This is a genomic window from Litchfieldella anticariensis FP35 = DSM 16096 (genome assembly GCF_000409775.1).
GTDB classification, from domain to species: Bacteria; Pseudomonadota; Gammaproteobacteria; order Pseudomonadales; family Halomonadaceae; genus Litchfieldella; species Litchfieldella anticariensis.
This window is the reverse complement of record NZ_KE332388.1, coordinates 1,088,234-1,108,039: the sequence shown is the minus strand read 5'-3', so window position 1 is coordinate 1,108,039 and position 19,806 is coordinate 1,088,234. Positions and strand designations below refer to the sequence as shown.

The window sequence follows — 19,806 nt, the reverse complement described above, 5'->3', positions numbered from 1 at the left end:
GAAGAAGGAAGATGGAAGAGAGCGGTAACTGTATTCTCGAGACGCATAGCGTCTCTCTTCCATCTTCTAGCTTCTAGGGGCGCAGCCCCGTTCTTCCTTCTTTTGTATGCATTTCACGCCGAGGTCTCACTCGGCGCTTTGCTATGAGAGAGGCTCTATATGTCATTTCTGACTATCGCTGGCCGCAGCGTCGCCTATCGCCTGCTGGGCGCCGAGGCGAATCCGCTGGTGATGCTGGCGCACCCACTGGGCATGACCCAGGCGGTGTGGGACGACATCCTGCCGGCCCTGTTGCCGCGCTATCGGGTACTGACCTGGGACCTGCCCGGCCATGGCGCCAGCCAGGCCTGGCCGCATGATGATGGCGAGATCACACCGGCTGCGCTGGCGACCGAGGCCTTGGCCCTGGCCGACCACGCCGGCGCGTCACGTTTCCACTTCGTCGGCACCTCCATCGGCGGAGTGGTTGGCCAGCAGTTGCTTGCCGAACATGCCGAGCGGCTGCTGTCGTCAATCCTGACCAACACCGGCGCGGTGATCGGCACCAGCGAGTTGTGGACGACGCGGGCCACACGCGTGCGCAACGAGGGACTCTCCGCCATTTCCGGCGAGATCGTGCCGCGTTGGTTTTCCGCCGAGCGGCTTGAGTCGGAGCCGGCGCTGGAAAGCGGCTGGCGTACCCAGATGGCACGCACCGATGGCGAGAGCTACGCGCGACTGTGCGAAATGCTGGGGCGCACCGATTTCCGCGGCAGGCTGAGAGGGCATGGGGTCGAAGTGCATCTACTGGGTGGCAGCGACGATGTGGCCACGCCGCCCGCTACCATGCAGACTCTGGCCAACGAGTGCGATGGCGCGCCGCTGGAGATTCTCGAAGGTTTCGCCCATGTGCCTTCGGTGGAAGACCCCGAGACCGTGGCCAAGCGCCTGTTGTTATGGCTGGCCACCGAGCACGCCTAGGTTGGCTTCAGCGTGAGGGGAGACAGTATTCTTCGACTTCTGAGGGATCGTCGGAGCTCCTGCACTGCCGTACGTGCCGTCACCCTGTGGGTGGCGGCGCTTGCATTTGGCCGGAGTAAGCGATTCCATTGTAGTCGGCTCAAAATTGAGCCGTAAGGCCGAATCTGCTACTCTGTCGACCCATCCTGGCGTGGCTTCCTGCTGTGCCTTCTGATCACGTTTCGACAGGTTCTTCATGACACGATATATCTTCGTGACCGGCGGCGTTGTGTCCTCCCTAGGCAAGGGCATTGCGTCGGCATCGCTGGCGGCGATTCTCGAGGCGCGCGGCCTCAAGGTCACCATGCTCAAGCTGGATCCGTACATCAATGTCGATCCCGGCACTATGAGTCCCTTCCAGCATGGCGAAGTATTCGTCACTGAGGATGGCGCCGAGACCGACCTCGATCTGGGCCACTACGAGCGCTTCATTCGCACCAAGATGACCCAGGGCAACAACTTCACCACCGGTCGTGTCTATGAACACGTGCTGCGCAAGGAGCGTCGTGGCGATTACCTGGGCGGTACCGTGCAGGTGATTCCGCATATCACCGACGAGATCAAGCGCCGTGTTTATGCTGGCGGTGAGGGCTTCGATGTAGCGTTGGTCGAGATCGGCGGTACCGTGGGTGACATCGAGTCGCTGCCGTTCCTCGAATCAATCCGTCAGATCAGAAGTGAGCTGGGCGCCAATAATGCCATCTTCATGCATTTGACCTTGGTGCCTTACATCAAGACGGCCGGTGAGACCAAGACCAAGCCGACCCAGCACAGCGTCAAGGAGTTGCGCTCGATCGGTATCCAGCCGGATATCCTGATCTGCCGCAGCGAGGTGGAACTGGAAGAGAGCGAGCGGCGCAAGATTGCCCTGTTCACCAACGTCGAAGAGCGCGCCGTGGTGCCGCTGCAGGATGCCGATACCATCTATCGTATCCCATTGATGCTGCATGAACATCGTCTCGACGAGATCGTCTGCGACAAACTACGCCTCAATGCCGACGAAGCCGACCTTTCCGAATGGATCCGAGTGCTGGATGCCAAGCTCAACCCGCTCAAGTCGGTCAATATCGCTATGGTCGGTAAGTACATGGATCTGCTCGATGCTTACAAGTCGCTCAACGAGGCCTTGATCCACGCGGGTATTCAAGGGCGGGTCAAGATCAACATCGACTATATCGACTCCGAAGACATCGAACGCCATGGCACCGAGCGCTTGGCCGGTAAGGACGCTATCCTGGTGCCTGGTGGTTTCGGTGAGCGCGGCGTGGAAGGCAAGATCGCCACGGCCCGTTACGCTCGTGAGAACAACGTGCCCTATCTGGGAATCTGTCTGGGCATGCAGGTGGCAGTGATCGAATTCGCGCGCCACATCGTGGGCTGGGCGGATGCCAATTCCACCGAATTCACACATGATACCCAGCATCCCGTGGTCGGTCTGATCACCGAGTGGATCAATGCTGAAGGCAAGATCGAACTGCGCGACGAGGCCTCCGATCTAGGGGGAACCATGCGTCTCGGTGGGCAGGTCTGCCATCTTGAGTCTGGTACCAAGGCCCGCGAGGCGTATGGTGCCGATGAGATCGTCGAGCGTCATCGCCATCGTTTCGAAGTCAACAATCAGTTCATCGAGGAACTGGAAAAAGCTGGGCTGGTAGTATCGGGCAAGAGCGTTGACCAGTCGCTGGTGGAGATGATCGAATTGCCGAACCACCCTTGGTTCGTCGCCTGTCAGTTTCACCCCGAGTTCACCTCCACACCGCGCGACGGGCATCCGCTGTTCTCCGGTTTCATCAAGGCGGCGCTGGAGCACAAGAACGAGCGTGCGCGTCAACATGCCCAGGCACAGCCGCAAGGTTGAGGAGGCGCTATGCCAGTCCAGGAGAAAACCATTGAATTTGCCGGCCTCAAGGCCGGCAATTCATTGCCGCTGATGCTGTTCGGCGGCATGAATGTACTCGAATCCCGCGACATGGCCATGGAAGTGGCCGAGGCCTATGTCGATGTGACCGGAAAACTGGGCATTCCCTACGTCTTCAAGGCCAGCTTCGACAAGGCCAACCGCAGCTCGATCCATTCCTTCCGCGGCCCGGGGTTGGAAAAGGGCCTGGAGATCCTCGCCGAGGTAAAGGCACGCTTCAATGTCCCCGTCCTGACTGATGTCCATGAGCCATGGCAGGCCGAGCCGGCGGCCCAGGCCGTCGATATCATTCAGTTGCCGGCCTTCCTGGCCCGGCAGACCGATCTGGTAGTGGCCATGGCCGAAACCGGGGCGGTGATCAATATCAAGAAGCCACAGTTCCTGGCCCCCCATGAGATGCGCCATATCATCAGCAAGTGCGAGGAAGCCGGCAATCGGCGGTTGGTCCTCTGCGAGCGGGGCTCAAGCTTCGGCTACAACAACCTGATAGTCGACATGCTTGGCTTTGGTGACATGAAACAGACCGGCTACCCGGTGTTCTTCGATGTCACCCACTCGCTGCAACGCCCCGGCGGACGTGCCGACAGCGCTGGCGGTCGTCGTCAGCAGGTCGCCGAGTTGGCCAGGGCCGGTGTCGCCGTGGGCTTGGCTGGGCTATTTCTCGAGGCGCACCCTGACCCCGATAATGCCAAATGCGATGGCCCCTGTGCCTTGCCTTTGGATAAACTCGAGCCGTTTCTCACCCAGCTCAAGGCCCTCGATGACCTGGTCAAGGGCTTTCCAGAGCTGGAAATTTCCTGAGCGGAGCCGTGAACCACCGACTCAATCAAGATCAACGCTGACTCATACATAAAGGACGACACCACCATGACCAAGATTGTCGATATCCGTGCCCTCGAGGTGCTCGATTCTCGCGGCAACCCTACGGTGCAGGCCGAGGTGACGCTGGAAGGCGGGGCCAAGGGTGTGGCTTGCGCGCCAAGCGGTGCATCCACTGGTTCTCGCGAGGCTCTGGAGCTGCGTGATGGCGACAAGTCCCGTTATCTGGGCAAGGGTGTACTCAAGGCCGTAGATGCCGTGAACGGCAAGATTCGCGAGCGTCTGTTGGGAATGGAAGCTCAGGATCAGCGTGCACTCGACAACGCCATGCTCGATCTCGACGGTACCGACAACAAGGCCAACCTCGGTGCCAACGCCATTTTGGCCGTGTCGCTGGCCGCCGCCAAGGCCGCTGCCGCTGGCAAGGGCGTCGCACTCTACGCTCACATCGCTGAGCTGTACGGTCAGCCGGGCCAGTACAACATGCCGGTGCCGATGATGAACATCCTCAACGGCGGTGAGCATGCCGACAATAATGTCGATATCCAGGAGTTCATGGTCCAGCCGGTGGGGGCCCCGAACTTCCGCGAGGCGCTGCGCATGGGCGCCGAGATATTCCACGCGCTGAAGAAGGTGCTCTCCGCTCGCGGTCTCGCCACTGCCGTGGGTGACGAGGGCGGTTTCGCTCCCAATCTGGCGTCCAACGCCGAGGCTCTGGAAGTGATCAAGCAGGCCGTCGAGGATGCTGGTTACACCTTGGGCAAGGACGTGACGCTGGCGCTTGACTGCGCTTCCTCCGAGTTCTACAAGAACGGCCAGTACGACCTGGCTGGCGAGGGCAAGAGCTACGATGCCAATGGCTTCGTCGACTATCTCGCCGAGCTTTGCGATCAGTACCCGATCGTCTCCATCGAGGATGGCATGGACGAGTCCGACTGGGCCGGCTGGAAGGCGCTCACCGACAAGTTGGGCGACCGCGTGCAACTGGTCGGCGATGACTTGTTCGTCACCAACACCAGGATCCTCAAGCGTGGTATCGACGAGAAGATCGGCAACTCGATCCTCATCAAGTTCAACCAGATCGGATCGCTGTCCGAGACGCTTGATGCCATCAAGATGGCTCAGGATGCCGGCTTCACGGCGGTGATCTCTCACCGTAGCGGTGAGACCGAGGACACCACCATCGCTGACCTGGCCGTGGCTACCTCCGCTGGCCAGATCAAGACCGGTTCGCTGTGCCGCTCCGATCGTGTCGCCAAGTACAACCGCCTTCTGGTGATTGAGCAGGAGCTGGGCGAGCAGGCAGCTTACCCTGGTCTAGCGGCCATCAAGGCCCAAGGCTGAGTTTCCTCCTTGGGTGAAGCTACGATCTTCACCTTGCCGACACATCACCGCAGCTGGTTCTGGCTGCGGTGTTTTTTATCGTTTCGGAGTCGATTGTTGTCGGCAATGTCTCCATTTCTTGTAAGACATTTCCTACATTTGCCCGTCGAAGCTGCCTATTCTGATCAAAAAATAACCAGTCAAGATTTGGCGAATTTGCATAACTCATTGATTTTTAAGTGCTGTAAACCCTGGCGTGTTAGTTGGGATAACTGTCGAGGCGAGATGAGACCCAGTTGAGAAGTCCTGCGTAACTGCCACAATGACTCTGGGATTTGGAGAGGCGAGGAGCGCTTTTCCGGCAGGATGCAACGGGATGCTAGTCATGGTGCGCCAGGTGCGACAGGATGCCGCCTCTTGGCAAGGACGTCACCATAGGAGTTTGGGTAGAGGGATCTGCCCTAGGGATCGGCTAGGAGCGGGCGACCTTCGGGTCGCCTTTTTCATGGCTGGTAGCAAGAGTCGCCGGCCAAAAGCAAACGCCGAATGTCATGGACATTCGGCGTTTTCCGTATTCAGAGGGCAAGGGCGTGGTTCCTCAGCGTTCGAGAAATTCCAGCTTCCCTGACTTCCCATCCCACTCTTCGGCGTCGTCCGGCGGATCCTTCTTCTCGGTGATGTTCGGCCACACCTCGGCGAGTTCGGCATTGAGTTCGAGGAAGGATTTCTGATCGTCAGGCAATTCATCCTCCGAGAAGATGGCTTCGGCGGGACACTCCGGTTCGCACAGGGCACAGTCGATGCACTCGTCGGGGTGGATGACCAGGAAGTTGGGGCCTTCGTAGAAGCAATCCACTGGGCATACTTCGACACAGTCGGTGTATTTGCACTTGATGCAGTTTTCGGTGACGACGAATGTCATTGGGTCTCCCTCATCATGATCAGCGCGGCGAAACCGGGTGCGCCGACACCTGGATAAGCCGAGTTATAAGCGGATGCCAGTATTATAAGCCGCTCTTCTAATGGCGACACATTCTAGTCGTGCCGCCAAGGCCTGGGCAAGCCGCATGCCGAGGCGTTTCCAGACCGATTCGGCATGCTTTCATGCCACTTTTCCCTCATGTTGATACCTATAGTGCTTCACGCCAAGTGTAAAGCAGCTCCAACGCCTGTCGCGGCGACAGGCTATCGATATCCAGCGCGGTCAGCTCGTCCAGCAACGGGTGCGGCGCACTGGCGAACAGGTCGGCTTGCTGAGGTGGTACAGGTGACCCACCGGGTGCTGAAGGCTCGACCGACGATACGCGCCGACTTCCCTGATCGATTTCATGCTGTTCGAGGGCGGCCAGCTTCTCGCGGGCACGGGCGATTACCATCTGGGGTACGCCGGCGAGTTGGGCCACTTGCAGGCCATAACTCTGGCTAGCGGGCCCTTCTTCCACTCGATGCATGAAGACGATGCCGTCCTTGTGTTCGGCAGCGGTCAGATGGACATTGGCCACCCCCTCGGCCTGCTCGGCCAAGGCAGTCATCTCGAAGTAGTGGGTAGCGAATAGCGTGAAAGCCCGTGAGCGAGTCAGATGTTCGGCACTGGCCCAGGCCAATGATAAACCATCGAAGGTGCTGGTGCCGCGACCGATCTCGTCCATCAATACCAGGCTATGATCGGTGGCGTTGTGCAGGATACTGGCCGTCTCGGTCATCTCGACCATGAAGGTCGAGCGTCCACCAGCCAAGTCGTCGCTGGAGCCGATGCGAGTGAAGATGCGATCCACTGGGCCTATCTCCGCATGGTCTGCGGGCACGAAGCTGCCGGTATGCGCGAGCAGGGTGATTAGTGCCGCTTGGCGCATATAGGTGGATTTGCCGCCCATGTTAGGGCCGGTGATCACCAGCATGCGTCGTGAATCATCGAGCAGCAGGTCGTTGGGCACGAAGGGAGTATCGCTGACGTGTTCGACCACCGGATGGCGGCCACCGCGGATCTCGATGCCCGGTGTTTCGGCAAGTCGTGGGCGTACGAAATCCAACGCCTGGGCGCGGTCGGCGAAGGCCGTCAGCACGTCCAGGGTGGCAAGAGCACGGCCACTGGCCTGCAATGCCTCCAAGTCGGCATTGAGAGTGTCAAGGAGCGATTCGTAGAGCAGCTTCTCACGTGCCAGGGCACGGCTTTTGGCCGACAGCGCCTTGTCTTCGAATTCCTTGAGTTCGGGGATGATGAAGCGCTCAGCATTCTTCAGCGTTTGGCGGCGGATGTAATCGCTGGGCGCCTCTTGGGCCTGAGCACGGGGGATCTCGATATAGTAGCCATGCACTCGGTTGTAACCCACTTTGAGTCCTGGCAGGCCGGTGCGCTCGCGTTCGCGTGTCTCGAGCTTGACCAGGAAATCGCCGGCATGCTCGGCCAGGCCTCGGTATTCATCGAGCTCGGCATCGAAGCCAGCGGCAATGACTCCCCCATCCCGGATCACCACCGGCGGATTCTCGATCAGGGCACGGGTCAAGGTGTCGGCGAGTTCGGGGTAGGGGCAGATATGGCGCTTGATGTCATCGAGCGTCGTGCCTTCGGTGAAGTCGGCCAGAGCCTCTTGTAGTTCGGGTAAGGCATTGAGCGCATCGCGCAAGCGTGCCAAATCGCGCGGTCGGGCACTGCGCAGGGCGACGCGTGCGAGAATGCGCTCGACATCACCGATGCGCTTGAGACTGTCACGTAGTGGCACGAAACTCTCGTCGTCGAGCAACAACTGTACCGCTGCCTGGCGTGCGCTTACCTGCGCATGATCGCGCAGTGGCCGGTTCAGCCAGCGCTTCATCAGCCGCGAGCCCATGGCGGTGGCGGTGGTGTCCAGTACACTGGCCAGCGTATTGTCAGTACCGCCACCCAGATTGGTGTCGATCTCCAGGTTGCGACGACTGGCGGCATCGATCACCACCGCGTCGTCACGGTTCTCGACACCGATGGCGGTGACATGCGGCAGGCGTGAACGCTGGGTGTCGCGAGCGTAGTCGATCAATACCCCGGCGGCGGTGATAGCGGTTTCCAGATGGGCGCAGCCAAAGCCCCGCAGGTCCTGGACCTCGAGTTGGTCGCACAGGGTGCGTGTAGCCGTCTCGAGGTCGAATAACCAGTCGCTCTGGTGACGCAGGCCACTGCGATCTGTCAGCACCGGAGGCAGATCAAGGCCATCAGCGACCAGCAACTCGGCGGGATCGAGACGTTGTACCTCGGCCAGCATCTCCGTCTCGCCATCGATTTCCAGGACACTGAAGCGGCCGCTGGAGAGCTCCAGCCAGGCGATACCCCAGCGTTCGCCTTGGGTGTGCAGTGCCACCAGCAGGTTATCGCGACGCGCATCGAGCAGGGCTTCGTCGTACAGGGTGCCGGGGGTGACGATACGCACCACCTTGCGCTCCACCGGGCCTTTACTGGTATTCGGATCGCCAATCTGCTCGCAGATGGCCACTGACTCTCCAGCCTTGACCAGTCGTGCCAGGTAGCCTTCCACGCTGTGATAGGGTACGCCGGCCATGGGGATCGGCTTGCCCGCCGACTGGCCGCGCTGGGTCAAGGTGATGTCGAGCAGGGCGGCGGCGCGTTTAGCGTCCTCGAAGAACAACTCGTAGAAATCGCCCATGCGATAGAAGAGCAGCACGTCCGGATGCTCGCGCTTGATCTTCAGGAACTGGCTCATCATCGGCGTATGCTGGGCGCTGACCTGTGACATGGGCGTCCTTGTATCCATGGAAATCGTCTCGCGGCTGAGTCTGCATTCGGCTGCAAAAGGCATTATTCTACGCCGATGAAAACGTCGCGTCAGGATCACTCTCCTGTTCGTTCTCGATTCACACCCCGGCACTCATCAACGTCAAGTTCTTCCGGCTTTACTATGCGTGCATCTCCGAAACTCGAGCCTCTACGGCCTTGCGCGCCGCCGATCGAATGCTTTCATCCGGGTCGTTCGTGATTGCTTGAAGGGCGGAGAGCGACGCTTCGTCGTTGCAATCCCGAAGAACCCGAATCGCTTCGAGGCGTACATTCCAGTACTTGCTCTGGAGCGCTTCGATGGCCACTGTCAGTCCCCGCTCGTCGCCCATTTCAACGAGTGCGCACCCGGCGTGGGGACGGTCATCTGGATCATCCAGACGCTTGAGCAACGTCGTCAGGCTCCGCTTGTCTCCGAGACGCACGAGAGCGGTAAGGAGGTCTACCGTTTTCCTCTTTCCTGGAACTTGCTTGAGTATTTCGATATGGTTTGTGTCGCCGAGCTGCCCCACAGCGTCGATAGCATGGTTCTTCACGGAATATTGCTCATCCTGGAGTCGTCCGAGAATCCGAGGGAGGTATTCCGTTGCCTTCAGTTTCGTCAAAGCCTCGATTGCAGACCCTCGCACGAACTCGTGCTCATCCTCGAGTCGCGCCGCAATCACTGATATTTCCTCGCGATCTCCCGGACCAAGAATCCGCCCAAGGCCCCACACTGCTCGCCAACGTACACTGTAGTCATGAAGGGGGGCATCGGGTTCCCGCAAGATCGTTAAAAAAGGTTCTCGTGCGGCATGGGACTTCTGTCGAGCGAGAGCGAGCGCGGCGTATTCGCGTACACCTCGCTCCTCATCGGACAAGCGACGAATCAGAACCTCATCCGCACCATGGTTCTCAAGCTTCCCGAGCGCTTCGAGAGACCACCTCCTAACTCTTTCACGCCGATCATCTGCCCCCTTGATGAGCGCCGGGATGGCCAGCCGACTCCCCAAGCGGCCGAGACCAATGGCTGCTTCGCTGTGCGCTCCCGGCTCATCAAAGTCCGCCAACAGGTATTCCGCCATGGGTTCAACCGCGCGTTCGTCCCCCAGGTGGCCCAACTGTCGCGCGCAGGTCGAGCGAACACTCTCCTCGTCCTCATGTGTCCGGAGGATCCGGATCATCGGTTCCACCGCTCGCTCGTCTCCGGCCGCGCCGAGAGCTTCTCCCGCCTTGAAACGCACGACAGCAGGTTCGCTTCGGTCTTCCAGAAGCTCGATCAAACGGGGAATCGCCTGCTTCTGCGGGTTCGCCGCTAACTTCTTGCAGGCATCCCGGCGCACCACTGGGTCGTCCGAGGCAAGATCACTCAGAGCGTCGTACTCATCCGGTTCCAGTGTCGCGAGAAGCTGCTTGGCGGTCTCCTTCAGATCGCCGCCCTGTTCATCGTGAACCCGACGTAGAAAACGGATGTTCTCCTCAGCCTTGATGGAAGCCAGGCCATAGAGTGCATACGTCTTCACCTGGTGATCGGGATCGTGCGTGAACACCTCTTTGTAGAATGCGTGCGGTGCATCATGCGCGAACTCGGTCAGAGCGGAGAGACAATGACGGCGTAATTTGGCGTCCGAATCCCGTAGTGAAAAGGTCTCATAAAGGCGCTTCACGTGGGCGAAGAACGCCTCGATCCCCAAGATGTCCTTCACCGCCCACCAGGAGTTGTACCAAAGATCTTCATCATCATAATGAAGTCCCACCCGAGTCAGCGGCTCGATTGCCTTCTCGTCGCCAAGCTCGTCCAGCTTGAGGATCGCTGTCCACATGATGTCGAAGTCGTCGCTTTCGAGGTCGAGGATCCAATCGTCAAGCGTCTTCATGTCCTGATCTTTCATCCCGTTCAGCATTTCAAAGAGAAATCCAGAAAAGCGCAAAGCCGTTCGACCTTGTAGCAATTGCCGGACTGGTGGTCGCCATATGGCTTCATTACCAAGAGAATCCTGGATTGCCGAGCAGATATCCATGGAATCGCCTCGCGACTGAGTCTGCATTCGGCTGCAAAAGGCATTATTCTACATGCCGATGAAAACGTCGCGTCAGGATCACTCTGCCCAACCATAGGAGTTGCCATGGACGTATCCGTCGCCAGCTTGAGTCACCTGGACCTGATCACCCTTGCCGAGCGGTTGGGCGAGTTATGCCGGACCAAGGGAGTGCGCGTCACCGCCGCCGAGTCCTGTACCGGTGGTGGCGTGGCTAGTGCGATCACCGCCGTAGCCGGCAGTTCCGACTACTTCGAGACCGGTTACGTGACCTATTCCAATGCCGCCAAGACCCGGTTGTTGGGGGTGCCCCAAAGCCTGCTCGAGGCGCATGGCGCAGTCAGTCGCGAAGTGGTCGAGGCCATGGTTGCCGGGGCGTGCCGTGACAGCGGTGCGGAACTCGGCGTGGCCATCAGTGGTGTCGCCGGCCCTGGCGGCGGCAGTGACGCCAAGCCAGTAGGCACGGTGTGGTTGGCGTGGGGCGATGAGCGGCATCGGGAAGCCGAGCATCGCCTTTTCCCCGGCGATCGGCAGGCGATACGCGAGCAGGCAGTGCGCGAGGCGTTGATCGGGTTGATCGTACGGCTCGACGCCGGCTAAAAAATTCGCCATACTGCCCGACATTGACTACTGTGCAACCATACAGTGATTGGCTCGTTGACCGGCTCGGCCAATCGCCACGCAACCGTAGCGTTCGTTCCCGTTTCGAGATTTCAGGAGGCCATCGATGGCACAGGACGACAACCGTTCCAAGGCGCTGAATGCCGCCCTTTCGCAGATCGAGCGTCAATTCGGCAAGGGTACCGTAATGCGCTTGGGGGATACGCCGCGGGTGGTGATGCCGTCGGTTTCCACCGGCTCGCTTGGGCTGGATATCGCATTGGGCATCGGCGGCCTGCCCTATGGTCGGGTAGTGGAGATCTTCGGGCCCGAGTCCTCGGGTAAGACCACTCTGACCCTGTCGGTGATCGCCCAGGCCCAGAAACAAGGCAAGACCTGCGCCTTCATCGATGCCGAACATGCATTGGATCCAAGCTACGCCGAGAAGCTGGGCGTCAATCTCGACGACCTGCTGGTCTCACAGCCGGATACCGGTGAACAGGCTCTGGAAATCTGTGACATGCTGGTGCGCTCCGGTGGTGTCGACGTAATCATCATCGACTCGGTAGCCGCGTTGACCCCGCGCGCCGAGATCGAGGGCGAAATGGGCGACTCTCACGTTGGCCTGCAGGCACGCCTGATGTCGCAGGCGCTGCGCAAGATCACCGGTCACATCAAGAATGCCAACTGCATGGTGGTGTTCATCAACCAGATCCGCATGAAGATTGGCGTGATGTTCGGCAGCCCCGAAACCACCACCGGCGGTAATGCCCTGAAGTTCTACTCCAGCGTGCGCCTGGACATCCGGCGCACCGGCTCGGTCAAGGCGGGCGATGAAGTCACCGGCAACGAGACGCGGGTCAAGGTGGTCAAGAACAAGGTGGCGCCGCCGTTCCGCCAGGCGGAATTCCAGATCCTCTACGGCAAGGGCATCTATCATGCCGGTGAAGTGGTCGACCTCGGTGTGCAGTGCAACCTGATCGACAAGGCCGGCGCTTGGTACAGCTATCAGGGCAACAAGATCGGCCAGGGTAAGGCCAATGCTGCGCAGTTTCTGGAAGATAACCCGGCGATCATGGACGAGATCGAGTCCCAGATCCGCGCTCAGTTGCTGGCCACCCCCGAGCCCAAGGAAAAGGAAGCCGAAGCCGAGGTTGTGGCAGAGGGCGATCGCGACGACGATTTGCTGTAAACCATGCTGGAAAGTCAGGCCTCGCCATACAACGATGCCATCCGACTGTTGGCTCGGCGCGAGTATTCTCGTGCCGAGCTGGAAGCCCGGCTGATGGCCAAGGGATATGATGACGAAGACGTGGCGGCCTGCCTCGAACGTCTTGCTGAGGAAAAGTTGCAGAGTGACGCCCGTTTCTCCGAGCATTTCATCCGCTCGCGTGTGGGGCGTGGCCAAGGGCCATTGAAGATACTTGCCGAACTGGGTAACCGGGGCATTGCCGGGGAGTTCGCCCGATCTGCCTTGGCAGAGTACGAAGCCAGCGAAGCTGTCGACTGGTATTGGCTAGCCTGCGATACACTGAGCCGGCGTTTTTCCTCTCCTGGCGATTCCCCTCGCGAACGTGCCCGCCGCGAACGCTTCCTGGCCGGACGTGGCTTCGACTTCGAACAGGTACGCCACGCCCTGTCCCATGCTTGGGACGCATGATTCCTGCCTATCTCCCCACTGAAAGTTCCTTGACGACTGCGTTATAATAATGGCCCTTGCGACGACGCCGGGCAGTGCCAAGGCCTGGTTGTGGGCGGATTTGCCGGTGAGAGCACCGCCTGCGTCATTACGCTTATCGTTATGGATTACCTATGAAAAGCGCAGACATCAGACAGGCCTTTCTGAAATTCTTCGAGGAGCAGGGGCATACCATCGTGCCCTCCAGCTCGCTGGTGCCGGACAACGATCCGACCCTGCTGTTCACCAATGCCGGCATGGTGCCGTTCAAGGACGTTTTCCTGGGACGTGACCCGCGTCCCTACGTGCGTGCTGCTTCGGCCCAGCGTTGCGTGCGTGCCGGCGGCAAGCACAATGACTTGGATAACGTCGGCTATACCGCACGCCACCACACCTTCTTCGAGATGTTGGGCAACTTCAGCTTCGGCGACTACTTCAAGCGTGAGGCCATTCGTTTTGCCTGGACCTTATTGACCGAGCGCTTGGGGCTGCCGGCGGAGAAGCTGTGGGTGACTGTGCATATCAGTGACGACGAGGCCGAGCGCATCTGGAAGGATGAGATCGGGGTCGATCCCGAGCGTTTCTCCAAGCTCGACGAGGATAACTTCTGGCAGATGGGCGATACCGGCCCCTGCGGGCCGAGTTCGGAGATCTTCTATGATCATGGTCCCGAGGTGTGGGGTGGCCCTCCCGGCAGCCCTGAGGAAGATGGCGATCGCTACATCGAGATCTGGAACCTGGTATTCATGCAGTTCGACCGCGACTCCCAGGGCAACATGAATCCGTTGCCCAAGCCGTCGATCGATACCGGCATGGGCCTGGAGCGTATCGCCGCCGTGCTGCAAGGCGTGCATTCCAACTACGAGATCGATCTGTTCCAGAACCTGTTGAAGGCCGCCGCCGAGGCGACGGGACACGCCGACACCACCACCCCATCGCTGCGCGTGATTGCCGATCATATCCGCTCCTGCGCTTTCCTGATAGCCGACGGCGTGCTGCCCTCCAACGAAGGGCGCGGCTATGTCCTGCGGCGCATCATCCGTCGCGCGATCCGCCACGGTCACAAGCTGGGCGCCAAGGAACCGTTCTTCCACAAGCTAGTGGCGGCGCTGGATGCCGAGATGGGGGAGGCCTACCCCGAGCTGCGCCGGACACGCGATCAGATCGAGAGGGTCTTGGCCAAGGAAGAAGAACAGTTCGCGCGTACTCTCGATCATGGCATGGGCCTACTCGAAGAGGCGCTTGGTGAGCTCAAGGGCGATGTGTTGCCCGGTGAGACGGTATTCAAACTCTACGATACCTATGGCTTCCCGTTCGACCTGACGGCCGATGTCTGCCGCGAGCGTGGCGTGACACTCGATGAGATTGGCTTCCAGCGTGAACTGGAAGCACAGCGCAAGCGTGCCCGTGCGGCCAGCCAGTTCGGGGCCGACTATACGGCGGCATTGGAAGTTGAAGGCGAGACCACCTTCACCGGTTACGAGCGGCTCGAGGATACGGCCAAGGTGGTCGCCGTGGTCGATGGCGAAGGTAACGCGCTGGCGGCGCTGGACGAAGGCGGGAAGGGCGTGGTGGTGCTCGACCGTACGCCGTTCTATGGCGAGTCCGGTGGACAAGTGGGCGATACCGGCTATCTGCACGTCAACGGTGGGCGCTTCCAGGTCACCGATACCCAGAAACAGGGTGGCCATCATTTGCATCATGGCCTGATGGTCGAAGGACGGCTCGAGGTCGGCGCTACCGTCACTCCGCAAGTCGATGCCAGTCTGCGTGCCGCCACCGTGCGCAATCACTCGGCCACTCACTTGCTTCATCAGGCGCTGAAGATGGTGCTGGGCGAACATGTTCAGCAGAAGGGCTCGCTGGTCAGCGCCGAACGCCTGCGCTTCGACTTCAGCCATTTCGAGGCCATGACACCGGCCCAGCTAGCTGAGGTGGAGGCGATCGTCAACGCCCAGATCCTCGAGAACGCTGAGACACGCATCGAGCATATGAGCCTCGACGAGGCCAAGGACAAGGGGGCGGCGGCATTGTTCGAGGCCAAGTACACGGATAATGTGCGTGTGCTGACCATCGGGGCCGACGACTTCTCGGTCGAGCTGTGTGGTGGTACCCATGTCAAGCGCAGCGGTGACATCGGCTGCTTCCATATCGTCTCTGAAACCGGCATCGCTGCTGGAGTGCGACGCATCGAGGCCATCACCGGCGAATCGGCTCTGGCTTATTTCCAGGAGCAGGAAGCGCGACTGGCTCGCATCGGTGAGCGCCTCAAGGCCAAACCTGAGCAGGTCGAGAGCCGGGTCGAGTCGTTGGTCGAGCGCAACCGTAGCCTGGAGAAGGAACTCGAGCGTCTCAAGGCCAAGCTGGCCAGTGCTACCGGTAGCGACATGCTTAGCGAGGCCCGTGAAGTGGCTGGCGTCAAGCTGTTGGCCAAACAGCTCGAAGGCGTATCCGGCAAGGAGCTGCGCGGCGTACTCGATCAGCTCAAGCAGAAGCTGGGCTCCGGTGTGATCGTGCTGGGTGTCGCCGATGGCGATGCCGGCAAGGTCAACCTGATTGCTGGCGTGACCGATGACCTGACCGGGCGAATTCGCGCCGGCGAGTTGGTCAATCACGTAGCCGCCCAGGTGGGAGGCAAAGGGGGCGGACGCGCTGACATGGCTCAAGCTGGTGGCAGCGATACCGCCGCGCTTCCCCAGGCATTGGCTAGTGTGCCGAACTGGGTCGAAGCACAGCTCACCTGATCTTTCCGGGCCGGGCAACACTTGCACCGGCCCATTTTCTTCCCATTCACCCGTTCGACTACGGGTCGAACCTGAACCAGGGCAATCCTATGGCGCTATACGTACAGAAATTCGGCGGCACCTCGGTGGGCTCGGTGGAGCGCATCAAGGCCGTGGCCGAGAAGGTCAAGCGTTTCCGCGATGAAGGGCATCAAGTCGTGGTAGTGGTGTCGGCGATGAGCGGTGAAACCAACCGTTTGATCGACCTGGCCAGCCAGATCAACGATGAACCAACGCCGCGTGAGATGGACATGTTGGTTTCCACCGGTGAGCAGGTGACCATTTCGCTGCTGGCCATGGCGCTTCACAAACTTGGCGTGCCGGCGACCTCCTATACCGGTGCCCAGGTCGGTATCCAGACCGACAGCGCACATACCAAGGCGCGCATCCAGCGCATCGAAACCGATGACCTGCGCGCCGACCTGGATGATGGCCAGGTAGTGGTGGTAGCCGGCTTCCAGGGGGTCGACGAGGACGGCAATATCACCACGCTGGGGCGTGGTGGCTCGGATACCACTGGTGTGGCCTTGGCAGCGGCACTCAAGGCCGACGAATGCCAGATATACACCGATGTCGATGGTGTCTATACCACTGACCCGCGTGTCTGCTCCAAGGCCCGGCGCCTGGAGACAGTCACTGTCGAGGAAATGCTCGAACTGGCCAGTCTCGGCTCCAAGGTGCTGCAAATCCGCGCCGTGGAATTCGCCGGCAAGTACAACGTGCCGCTTCGCGTGCTGTCCAGCTTCGAGGACGGCCCTGGCACCCTGATCGTCGCTGACACAGATGAAGAAGAGGACTCCATGGAAGAACCGCTGATCTCCGGTATCGCCTTCACCTCCAACGAGGCCAAGTTGACCCTGCTCAATACACCGGATATTCCGGGTGTGGCTTCGCGCATTCTCGGGCCGATCGCCGATGCCAATATCGAAGTCGACATGATCGTGCAGAACGTGGCGCCGGTGGGCGACTATACCGACTTCACGTTTACCGTTGCCAAGGGTGATTACAAACAAACCATGAAGATCATCCAGGAACAGGTGATTCCCGACCTGGGTGGCGGAGAATTGCGTGGTGACGACAATATTGCCAAAGTATCATTGGTAGGTGTGGGTATGCGCTCCCATGCGGGGGTGGCGTCTAAAATGTTCCGCGCCTTGGCCGATGAAAATATCAATATCCGAATGGTGTCGACCTCGGAGATCAAGATCTCCGTAGTGATCGATGAAAAGCACATGGAGCTTGCGGTGCGCGCTCTGCACCAGGCATTCGGCCTTGACAAGAACGACATTGAGGCCGAGTAAGGGAACCCGAAAGGCGCGAACAGGTTCTACGCTTAAAGGGAGCCGCCTGGATACCTGTTTGACCTTGTTTCTGCAAGAGAGTCGGGTGTCATGGAGCTGGTGCATTTGGCCGAAGGGCATGCATGACGCATAATGCGCTGTCGCATTGTCTTTTGGCTGTGCGCATCCCGTTGCTAGAAGTCTGAGAAGGAGATCAGCCATGCTCATCCTGACCCGCCGAGTCGGCGAAACCCTAATGATCGGTGATGACATCACCGTGACTGTGCTGGGAGTAAAAGGGAATCAAGTCCGAATCGGTGTCAATGCACCAAAAGATGTTGCCGTTCATCGTGAAGAGATCTACCAGCGCATTCAGCGTGAAAAGACCGAAGGTGATGAAGGTGGCTCCCAAGGGTGAGACTTTCTTGGTCTTGCCAAACAGTCGCGTGGAGCCGGTGAAGGTATTCGTACCTCGCCGGCTTTTTTGCCGTATACATGGCTTGTTGCCCTGCCGGTGAACGCTGCGAAGGGCGTGGGGAGAAGTAAAAAGTTGTCGTCGAGGTTGGACAATGACCTTCCGAAACGGTAACATACGCGCCGTGTTGATGAGGGAGAGATGGCCGAGTGGCTGAAGGCGCTCCCCTGCTAAGGGAGTATGGGGTTTATAGCCCCATCGAGGGTTCGAATCCCTCTCTCTCCGCCATTCCCTGCTACGAGGGGATGAGCGTCGGCACTGAAGACTCGCGCCCGTAGCTCAGCTGGATAGAGTACCTGACTACGAATCAGGTGGTCGGAGGTTCGAATCCTCCCGGGCGCGCCATCTTCATATGAACGAATGCCCACCGAGTCTTCGTTCAGTGTCAGTGACACGAGATATGGCGCCATTACGTGAAGGAAGAATGGCGGCATCATCATGAGTCGCGATATCCGCGCCCGTAGCTCAGCTGGATAGAGTACCTGACTACGAATCAGGTGGTCGGAGGTTCGAATCCTCCCGGGCGCGCCAGATTTCGACCCGTCCTTCCGAGGGCGGGTTTCTGCGTTTCAGCCAGTGCTGTTCTGTTTCTGCTAGCCGAGTCGACAAGTATTGTCTCTACAGGAGTGGGGTCGATAGACTCAGCGATCGTTCGAGGCGCCGTAACAGGCGCCTTTTTTTGACCATTCCTCAAGCGAATTGATGCCGTGAAGCGCTGCCTGTCAAAAGGTGGGCCATGCTCGGTGCACGCAACCCGGTGAGGAATGCCTCTAGCTCGGTCAGGCGGCGTAGCTCCTGGAAGCGGCGCGCTGCTTCAGTATCGCGAGTCCGCATGTGATTCAACCATTGTTTAAGAAGCGAAACCACAACACGATCGGGAAGTATGTTACGCTGCAATGCAGCATAGGCGCACAATATCTCGGCGCGGGTTTGCCAATTTGTCTCGGCAAGGCGCTCACCGGTGCATTGCCAATGGCGAATGCGTGATGCCAGCCATGGGTCGGCGAGCGCTCCTCGGCCTAGCATCACGTCCTCGCAACCGGACAGGGTACGAGCCTTCCAGTAGTCTTCGAGGCTCCATATGTCGCCGTTGGCGATGACCGGGATGCTGAGGTGGCGTCGGATGCGGCCGATCCACTCCCAGTGAGCAGGTGGCCGATAGCCCTCGTCGCGAGTGCGCCCATGGACGACCAGGTGTGAGGCGCCACCATCTTCCGCTGCTCGCGCACATTCGAGGGCCAGGCGGCGATCGGCAAAGCCTAGTCGGATCTTGGCGGTCACGGGGATGGAATCGTCGACGGCACGATGCACGGCGGCCACGGCATGGCGTACCCTGAGCGGGTCGCGCAGCAGGGAGGCGCCGCCATCGTGGCGATTGACCAGCTTGGCGGGACAGCCGAAATTGAGGTCCAGGCTCACGGCACCAAGCTGCATTGCCTGACGAGCGTTGGCAGCCAACGCCTCTGGGTCCGAGCCGAGGAGTTGCAAGTGCACCGGAATGCCGCTTGGGGTGGCCACTCGAGCATGGTTGAGTTCTGGGCAGTGCTTGAGGAAGACGCGCGGTGGCAGCCGGGCATCGACGACGCGCACGAATTCGGTGACCGTCCAGTCGAACCCGGGAGCGGCGGTCAATAGGGCACGGGTATGGGCATCGATTACGCCCTCCATGGGCGCTAGGCCGATGCGACCCTTGTGTAGTAAATTAACAACCTGCTGCTCAACCATGGTGTCATTGCAATATTGAAAAAATCAGGCAGGTTATTGTACCAGCCAAAAGAGGTGCTCGTAGGCCAGTGATAACACTGCTGCGGAGCAGAGCTAGGGGATTTGAATCATGCTGGATATCGAGCTGCTACAGGAAGGCCTGTATCTGATGGTCTTCGGAATGGGCTTCGTCTTCGTCTTCTTGACCCTGTTGGTGATCGCCACCAGCCTGATGTCATCCTTCGTCGGGCGCCTGGTGCCTGTGCCCGCCAAGAACGAAGACACGTTACCCGGGCGTGCCCCGGCACCCGCCCAGAATAATGACGACGACTTGATGGTGGTAATCAGCGCTGCCTTGCATCGTTACCGCCAGCGCCATCGTCGCTGACTCTGGCGGTCGGTTCGCCGAACGCGTCCGAGTCATTGCTTTCGCGCTACGCTCTCAA

Annotated in this window: 15 protein-coding genes and 3 tRNA genes; 14 read left to right on the top strand and 4 right to left on the bottom strand. The window is 59.7% G+C overall.

Translation table 11 applies throughout. The features are described 5' to 3' along the window. Positions 1–159: 159 nt before the first annotated feature. From L861_RS12070 to eno, 4 genes are all read left to right on the top strand, one after another. Complete coding sequence (locus L861_RS12070; protein ID WP_016416250.1) at positions 160–960, top strand: alpha/beta fold hydrolase; 801 nt, start codon at positions 160–162, stop codon at positions 958–960. Positions 961–1,195: 235 nt separating this feature from the next. Further along, on the top strand, positions 1,196–2,857 hold the full coding sequence (gene pyrG, locus L861_RS12065; RefSeq protein WP_016416249.1) for a CTP synthase: 1,662 nt from the start codon (positions 1,196–1,198) through the stop codon (positions 2,855–2,857). A 9-nt stretch (positions 2,858–2,866) separates the two neighbouring features. Beyond that, a complete protein-coding gene (gene kdsA, locus L861_RS12060) occupies positions 2,867–3,718 on the top strand; it encodes a 3-deoxy-8-phosphooctulonate synthase (protein WP_016416248.1) in 852 nt (283 codons plus the stop codon). Between the two features lie 66 nt (positions 3,719–3,784). Beyond that, positions 3,785–5,080, top strand: a complete 1,296-nt coding sequence (gene eno, locus L861_RS12055; RefSeq protein ID WP_016416247.1) for a phosphopyruvate hydratase — start codon at positions 3,785–3,787, stop codon at positions 5,078–5,080. Positions 5,081–5,657: 577 nt separating this feature from the next. On the opposite strand, the gene fdxA is transcribed toward eno, so the two are convergent. From fdxA to L861_RS12040, 3 genes are all read right to left on the bottom strand, one after another. After that, positions 5,658–5,981 (bottom strand): ferredoxin FdxA, encoded by a 324-nt coding sequence (fdxA, locus tag L861_RS12050; protein ID WP_016416246.1) that lies wholly within the window; start codon positions 5,979–5,981, stop codon positions 5,658–5,660. A 208-nt stretch (positions 5,982–6,189) separates the two neighbouring features. Then, positions 6,190–8,784, bottom strand: a complete 2,595-nt coding sequence (gene mutS, locus L861_RS12045; RefSeq protein ID WP_016416245.1) for a DNA mismatch repair protein MutS — start codon at positions 8,782–8,784, stop codon at positions 6,190–6,192. 160 nt (positions 8,785–8,944) lie between these two features. Next, complete coding sequence (locus L861_RS12040) at positions 8,945–10,822, bottom strand: HEAT repeat domain-containing protein (protein ID WP_161629054.1); 1,878 nt, start codon at positions 10,820–10,822, stop codon at positions 8,945–8,947. Positions 10,823–10,927: 105 nt separating this feature from the next. On the opposite strand from L861_RS12040, the gene L861_RS12035 reads away from it, so the two are divergent. The 9 genes from L861_RS12035 to L861_RS11995 all read left to right on the top strand — a co-directional run bounded on the left by L861_RS12035 (position 10,928) and on the right by L861_RS11995 (position 18,187). Beyond that, positions 10,928–11,440 carry a CinA family protein gene (locus L861_RS12035; protein WP_016416243.1) on the top strand — a complete coding sequence of 171 codons (513 nt, stop codon included), beginning with the start codon at positions 10,928–10,930 and terminating at the stop codon, positions 11,438–11,440. A 127-nt stretch (positions 11,441–11,567) separates the two neighbouring features. Continuing rightward, on the top strand, positions 11,568–12,632 hold the full coding sequence (gene recA, locus L861_RS12030) for a recombinase RecA (protein WP_016416242.1): 1,065 nt from the start codon (positions 11,568–11,570) through the stop codon (positions 12,630–12,632). Between the two features lie 3 nt (positions 12,633–12,635). Next, the gene (locus L861_RS12025) at positions 12,636–13,100 is read left to right on the top strand and encodes a regulatory protein RecX (protein ID WP_016416241.1); all 465 of its coding nucleotides are present in this window, start codon (positions 12,636–12,638) and stop codon (positions 13,098–13,100) included. A gap of 152 nt (positions 13,101–13,252) precedes the next feature. Then, positions 13,253–15,862 carry an alanine--tRNA ligase gene (gene alaS, locus L861_RS12020; RefSeq protein WP_016416240.1) on the top strand — a complete coding sequence of 870 codons (2,610 nt, stop codon included), beginning with the start codon at positions 13,253–13,255 and terminating at the stop codon, positions 15,860–15,862. Positions 15,863–15,951: 89 nt separating this feature from the next. Beyond that, entirely contained in the window at positions 15,952–17,202 is a 1,251-nt protein-coding gene (locus tag L861_RS12015) for an aspartate kinase (RefSeq protein ID WP_016416239.1), read from the top strand. Positions 17,203–17,401: 199 nt separating this feature from the next. Beyond that, positions 17,402–17,599, top strand: coding sequence for a carbon storage regulator CsrA (csrA, locus tag L861_RS12010; protein ID WP_016416238.1), 198 nt, complete (start codon positions 17,402–17,404; stop codon positions 17,597–17,599). A 192-nt stretch (positions 17,600–17,791) separates the two neighbouring features. Continuing rightward, positions 17,792–17,884 (top strand) — tRNA-Ser (locus L861_RS12005). 40 nt (positions 17,885–17,924) lie between these two features. Further along, positions 17,925–18,001: transfer RNA gene (locus L861_RS12000), tRNA-Arg, on the top strand. 109 nt (positions 18,002–18,110) lie between these two features. Continuing rightward, positions 18,111–18,187, top strand: a tRNA-Arg gene (locus L861_RS11995). A 159-nt stretch (positions 18,188–18,346) separates the two neighbouring features. On the opposite strand, the gene L861_RS11990 is transcribed toward L861_RS11995, so the two are convergent. Continuing rightward, positions 18,347–19,324 carry a tRNA dihydrouridine synthase gene (locus L861_RS11990; RefSeq protein WP_016416237.1) on the bottom strand — a complete coding sequence of 326 codons (978 nt, stop codon included), beginning with the start codon at positions 19,322–19,324 and terminating at the stop codon, positions 18,347–18,349. Positions 19,325–19,490: 166 nt separating this feature from the next. On the opposite strand from L861_RS11990, the gene L861_RS11985 reads away from it, so the two are divergent. After that, complete coding sequence (locus tag L861_RS11985) at positions 19,491–19,748, top strand: OadG family protein (protein WP_016416236.1); 258 nt, start codon at positions 19,491–19,493, stop codon at positions 19,746–19,748. The last annotated feature ends 58 nt before the right edge of the window (positions 19,749–19,806 follow it).

Coding starts and splice junctions, on each gene's coding strand:
- L861_RS12040 (WP_161629054.1), bottom strand. CDS start 10,822: ATGGATATCTGCTCGGCAATCCAGGATTCTCTTGGTAATGAAGCCATA.
- fdxA (WP_016416246.1), bottom strand. CDS start 5,981: ATGACATTCGTCGTCACCGAAAACTGCATCAAGTGCAAATACACCGAC.
- alaS (WP_016416240.1), top strand. CDS start 13,253: ATGAAAAGCGCAGACATCAGACAGGCCTTTCTGAAATTCTTCGAGGAG.
- csrA (WP_016416238.1), top strand. CDS start 17,402: ATGCTCATCCTGACCCGCCGAGTCGGCGAAACCCTAATGATCGGTGAT.
- L861_RS12025 (WP_016416241.1), top strand. CDS start 12,636: ATGCTGGAAAGTCAGGCCTCGCCATACAACGATGCCATCCGACTGTTG.
- eno (WP_016416247.1), top strand. CDS start 3,785: ATGACCAAGATTGTCGATATCCGTGCCCTCGAGGTGCTCGATTCTCGC.
- pyrG (WP_016416249.1), top strand. CDS start 1,196: ATGACACGATATATCTTCGTGACCGGCGGCGTTGTGTCCTCCCTAGGC.
- L861_RS11985 (WP_016416236.1), top strand. CDS start 19,491: ATGCTGGATATCGAGCTGCTACAGGAAGGCCTGTATCTGATGGTCTTC.
- L861_RS12070 (WP_016416250.1), top strand. CDS start 160: ATGTCATTTCTGACTATCGCTGGCCGCAGCGTCGCCTATCGCCTGCTG.
- recA (WP_016416242.1), top strand. CDS start 11,568: ATGGCACAGGACGACAACCGTTCCAAGGCGCTGAATGCCGCCCTTTCG.
- mutS (WP_016416245.1), bottom strand. CDS start 8,784: ATGTCACAGGTCAGCGCCCAGCATACGCCGATGATGAGCCAGTTCCTG.
- kdsA (WP_016416248.1), top strand. CDS start 2,867: ATGCCAGTCCAGGAGAAAACCATTGAATTTGCCGGCCTCAAGGCCGGC.
- L861_RS11990 (WP_016416237.1), bottom strand. CDS start 19,324: ATGGAGGGCGTAATCGATGCCCATACCCGTGCCCTATTGACCGCCGCT.
- L861_RS12015 (WP_016416239.1), top strand. CDS start 15,952: ATGGCGCTATACGTACAGAAATTCGGCGGCACCTCGGTGGGCTCGGTG.
- L861_RS12035 (WP_016416243.1), top strand. CDS start 10,928: ATGGACGTATCCGTCGCCAGCTTGAGTCACCTGGACCTGATCACCCTT.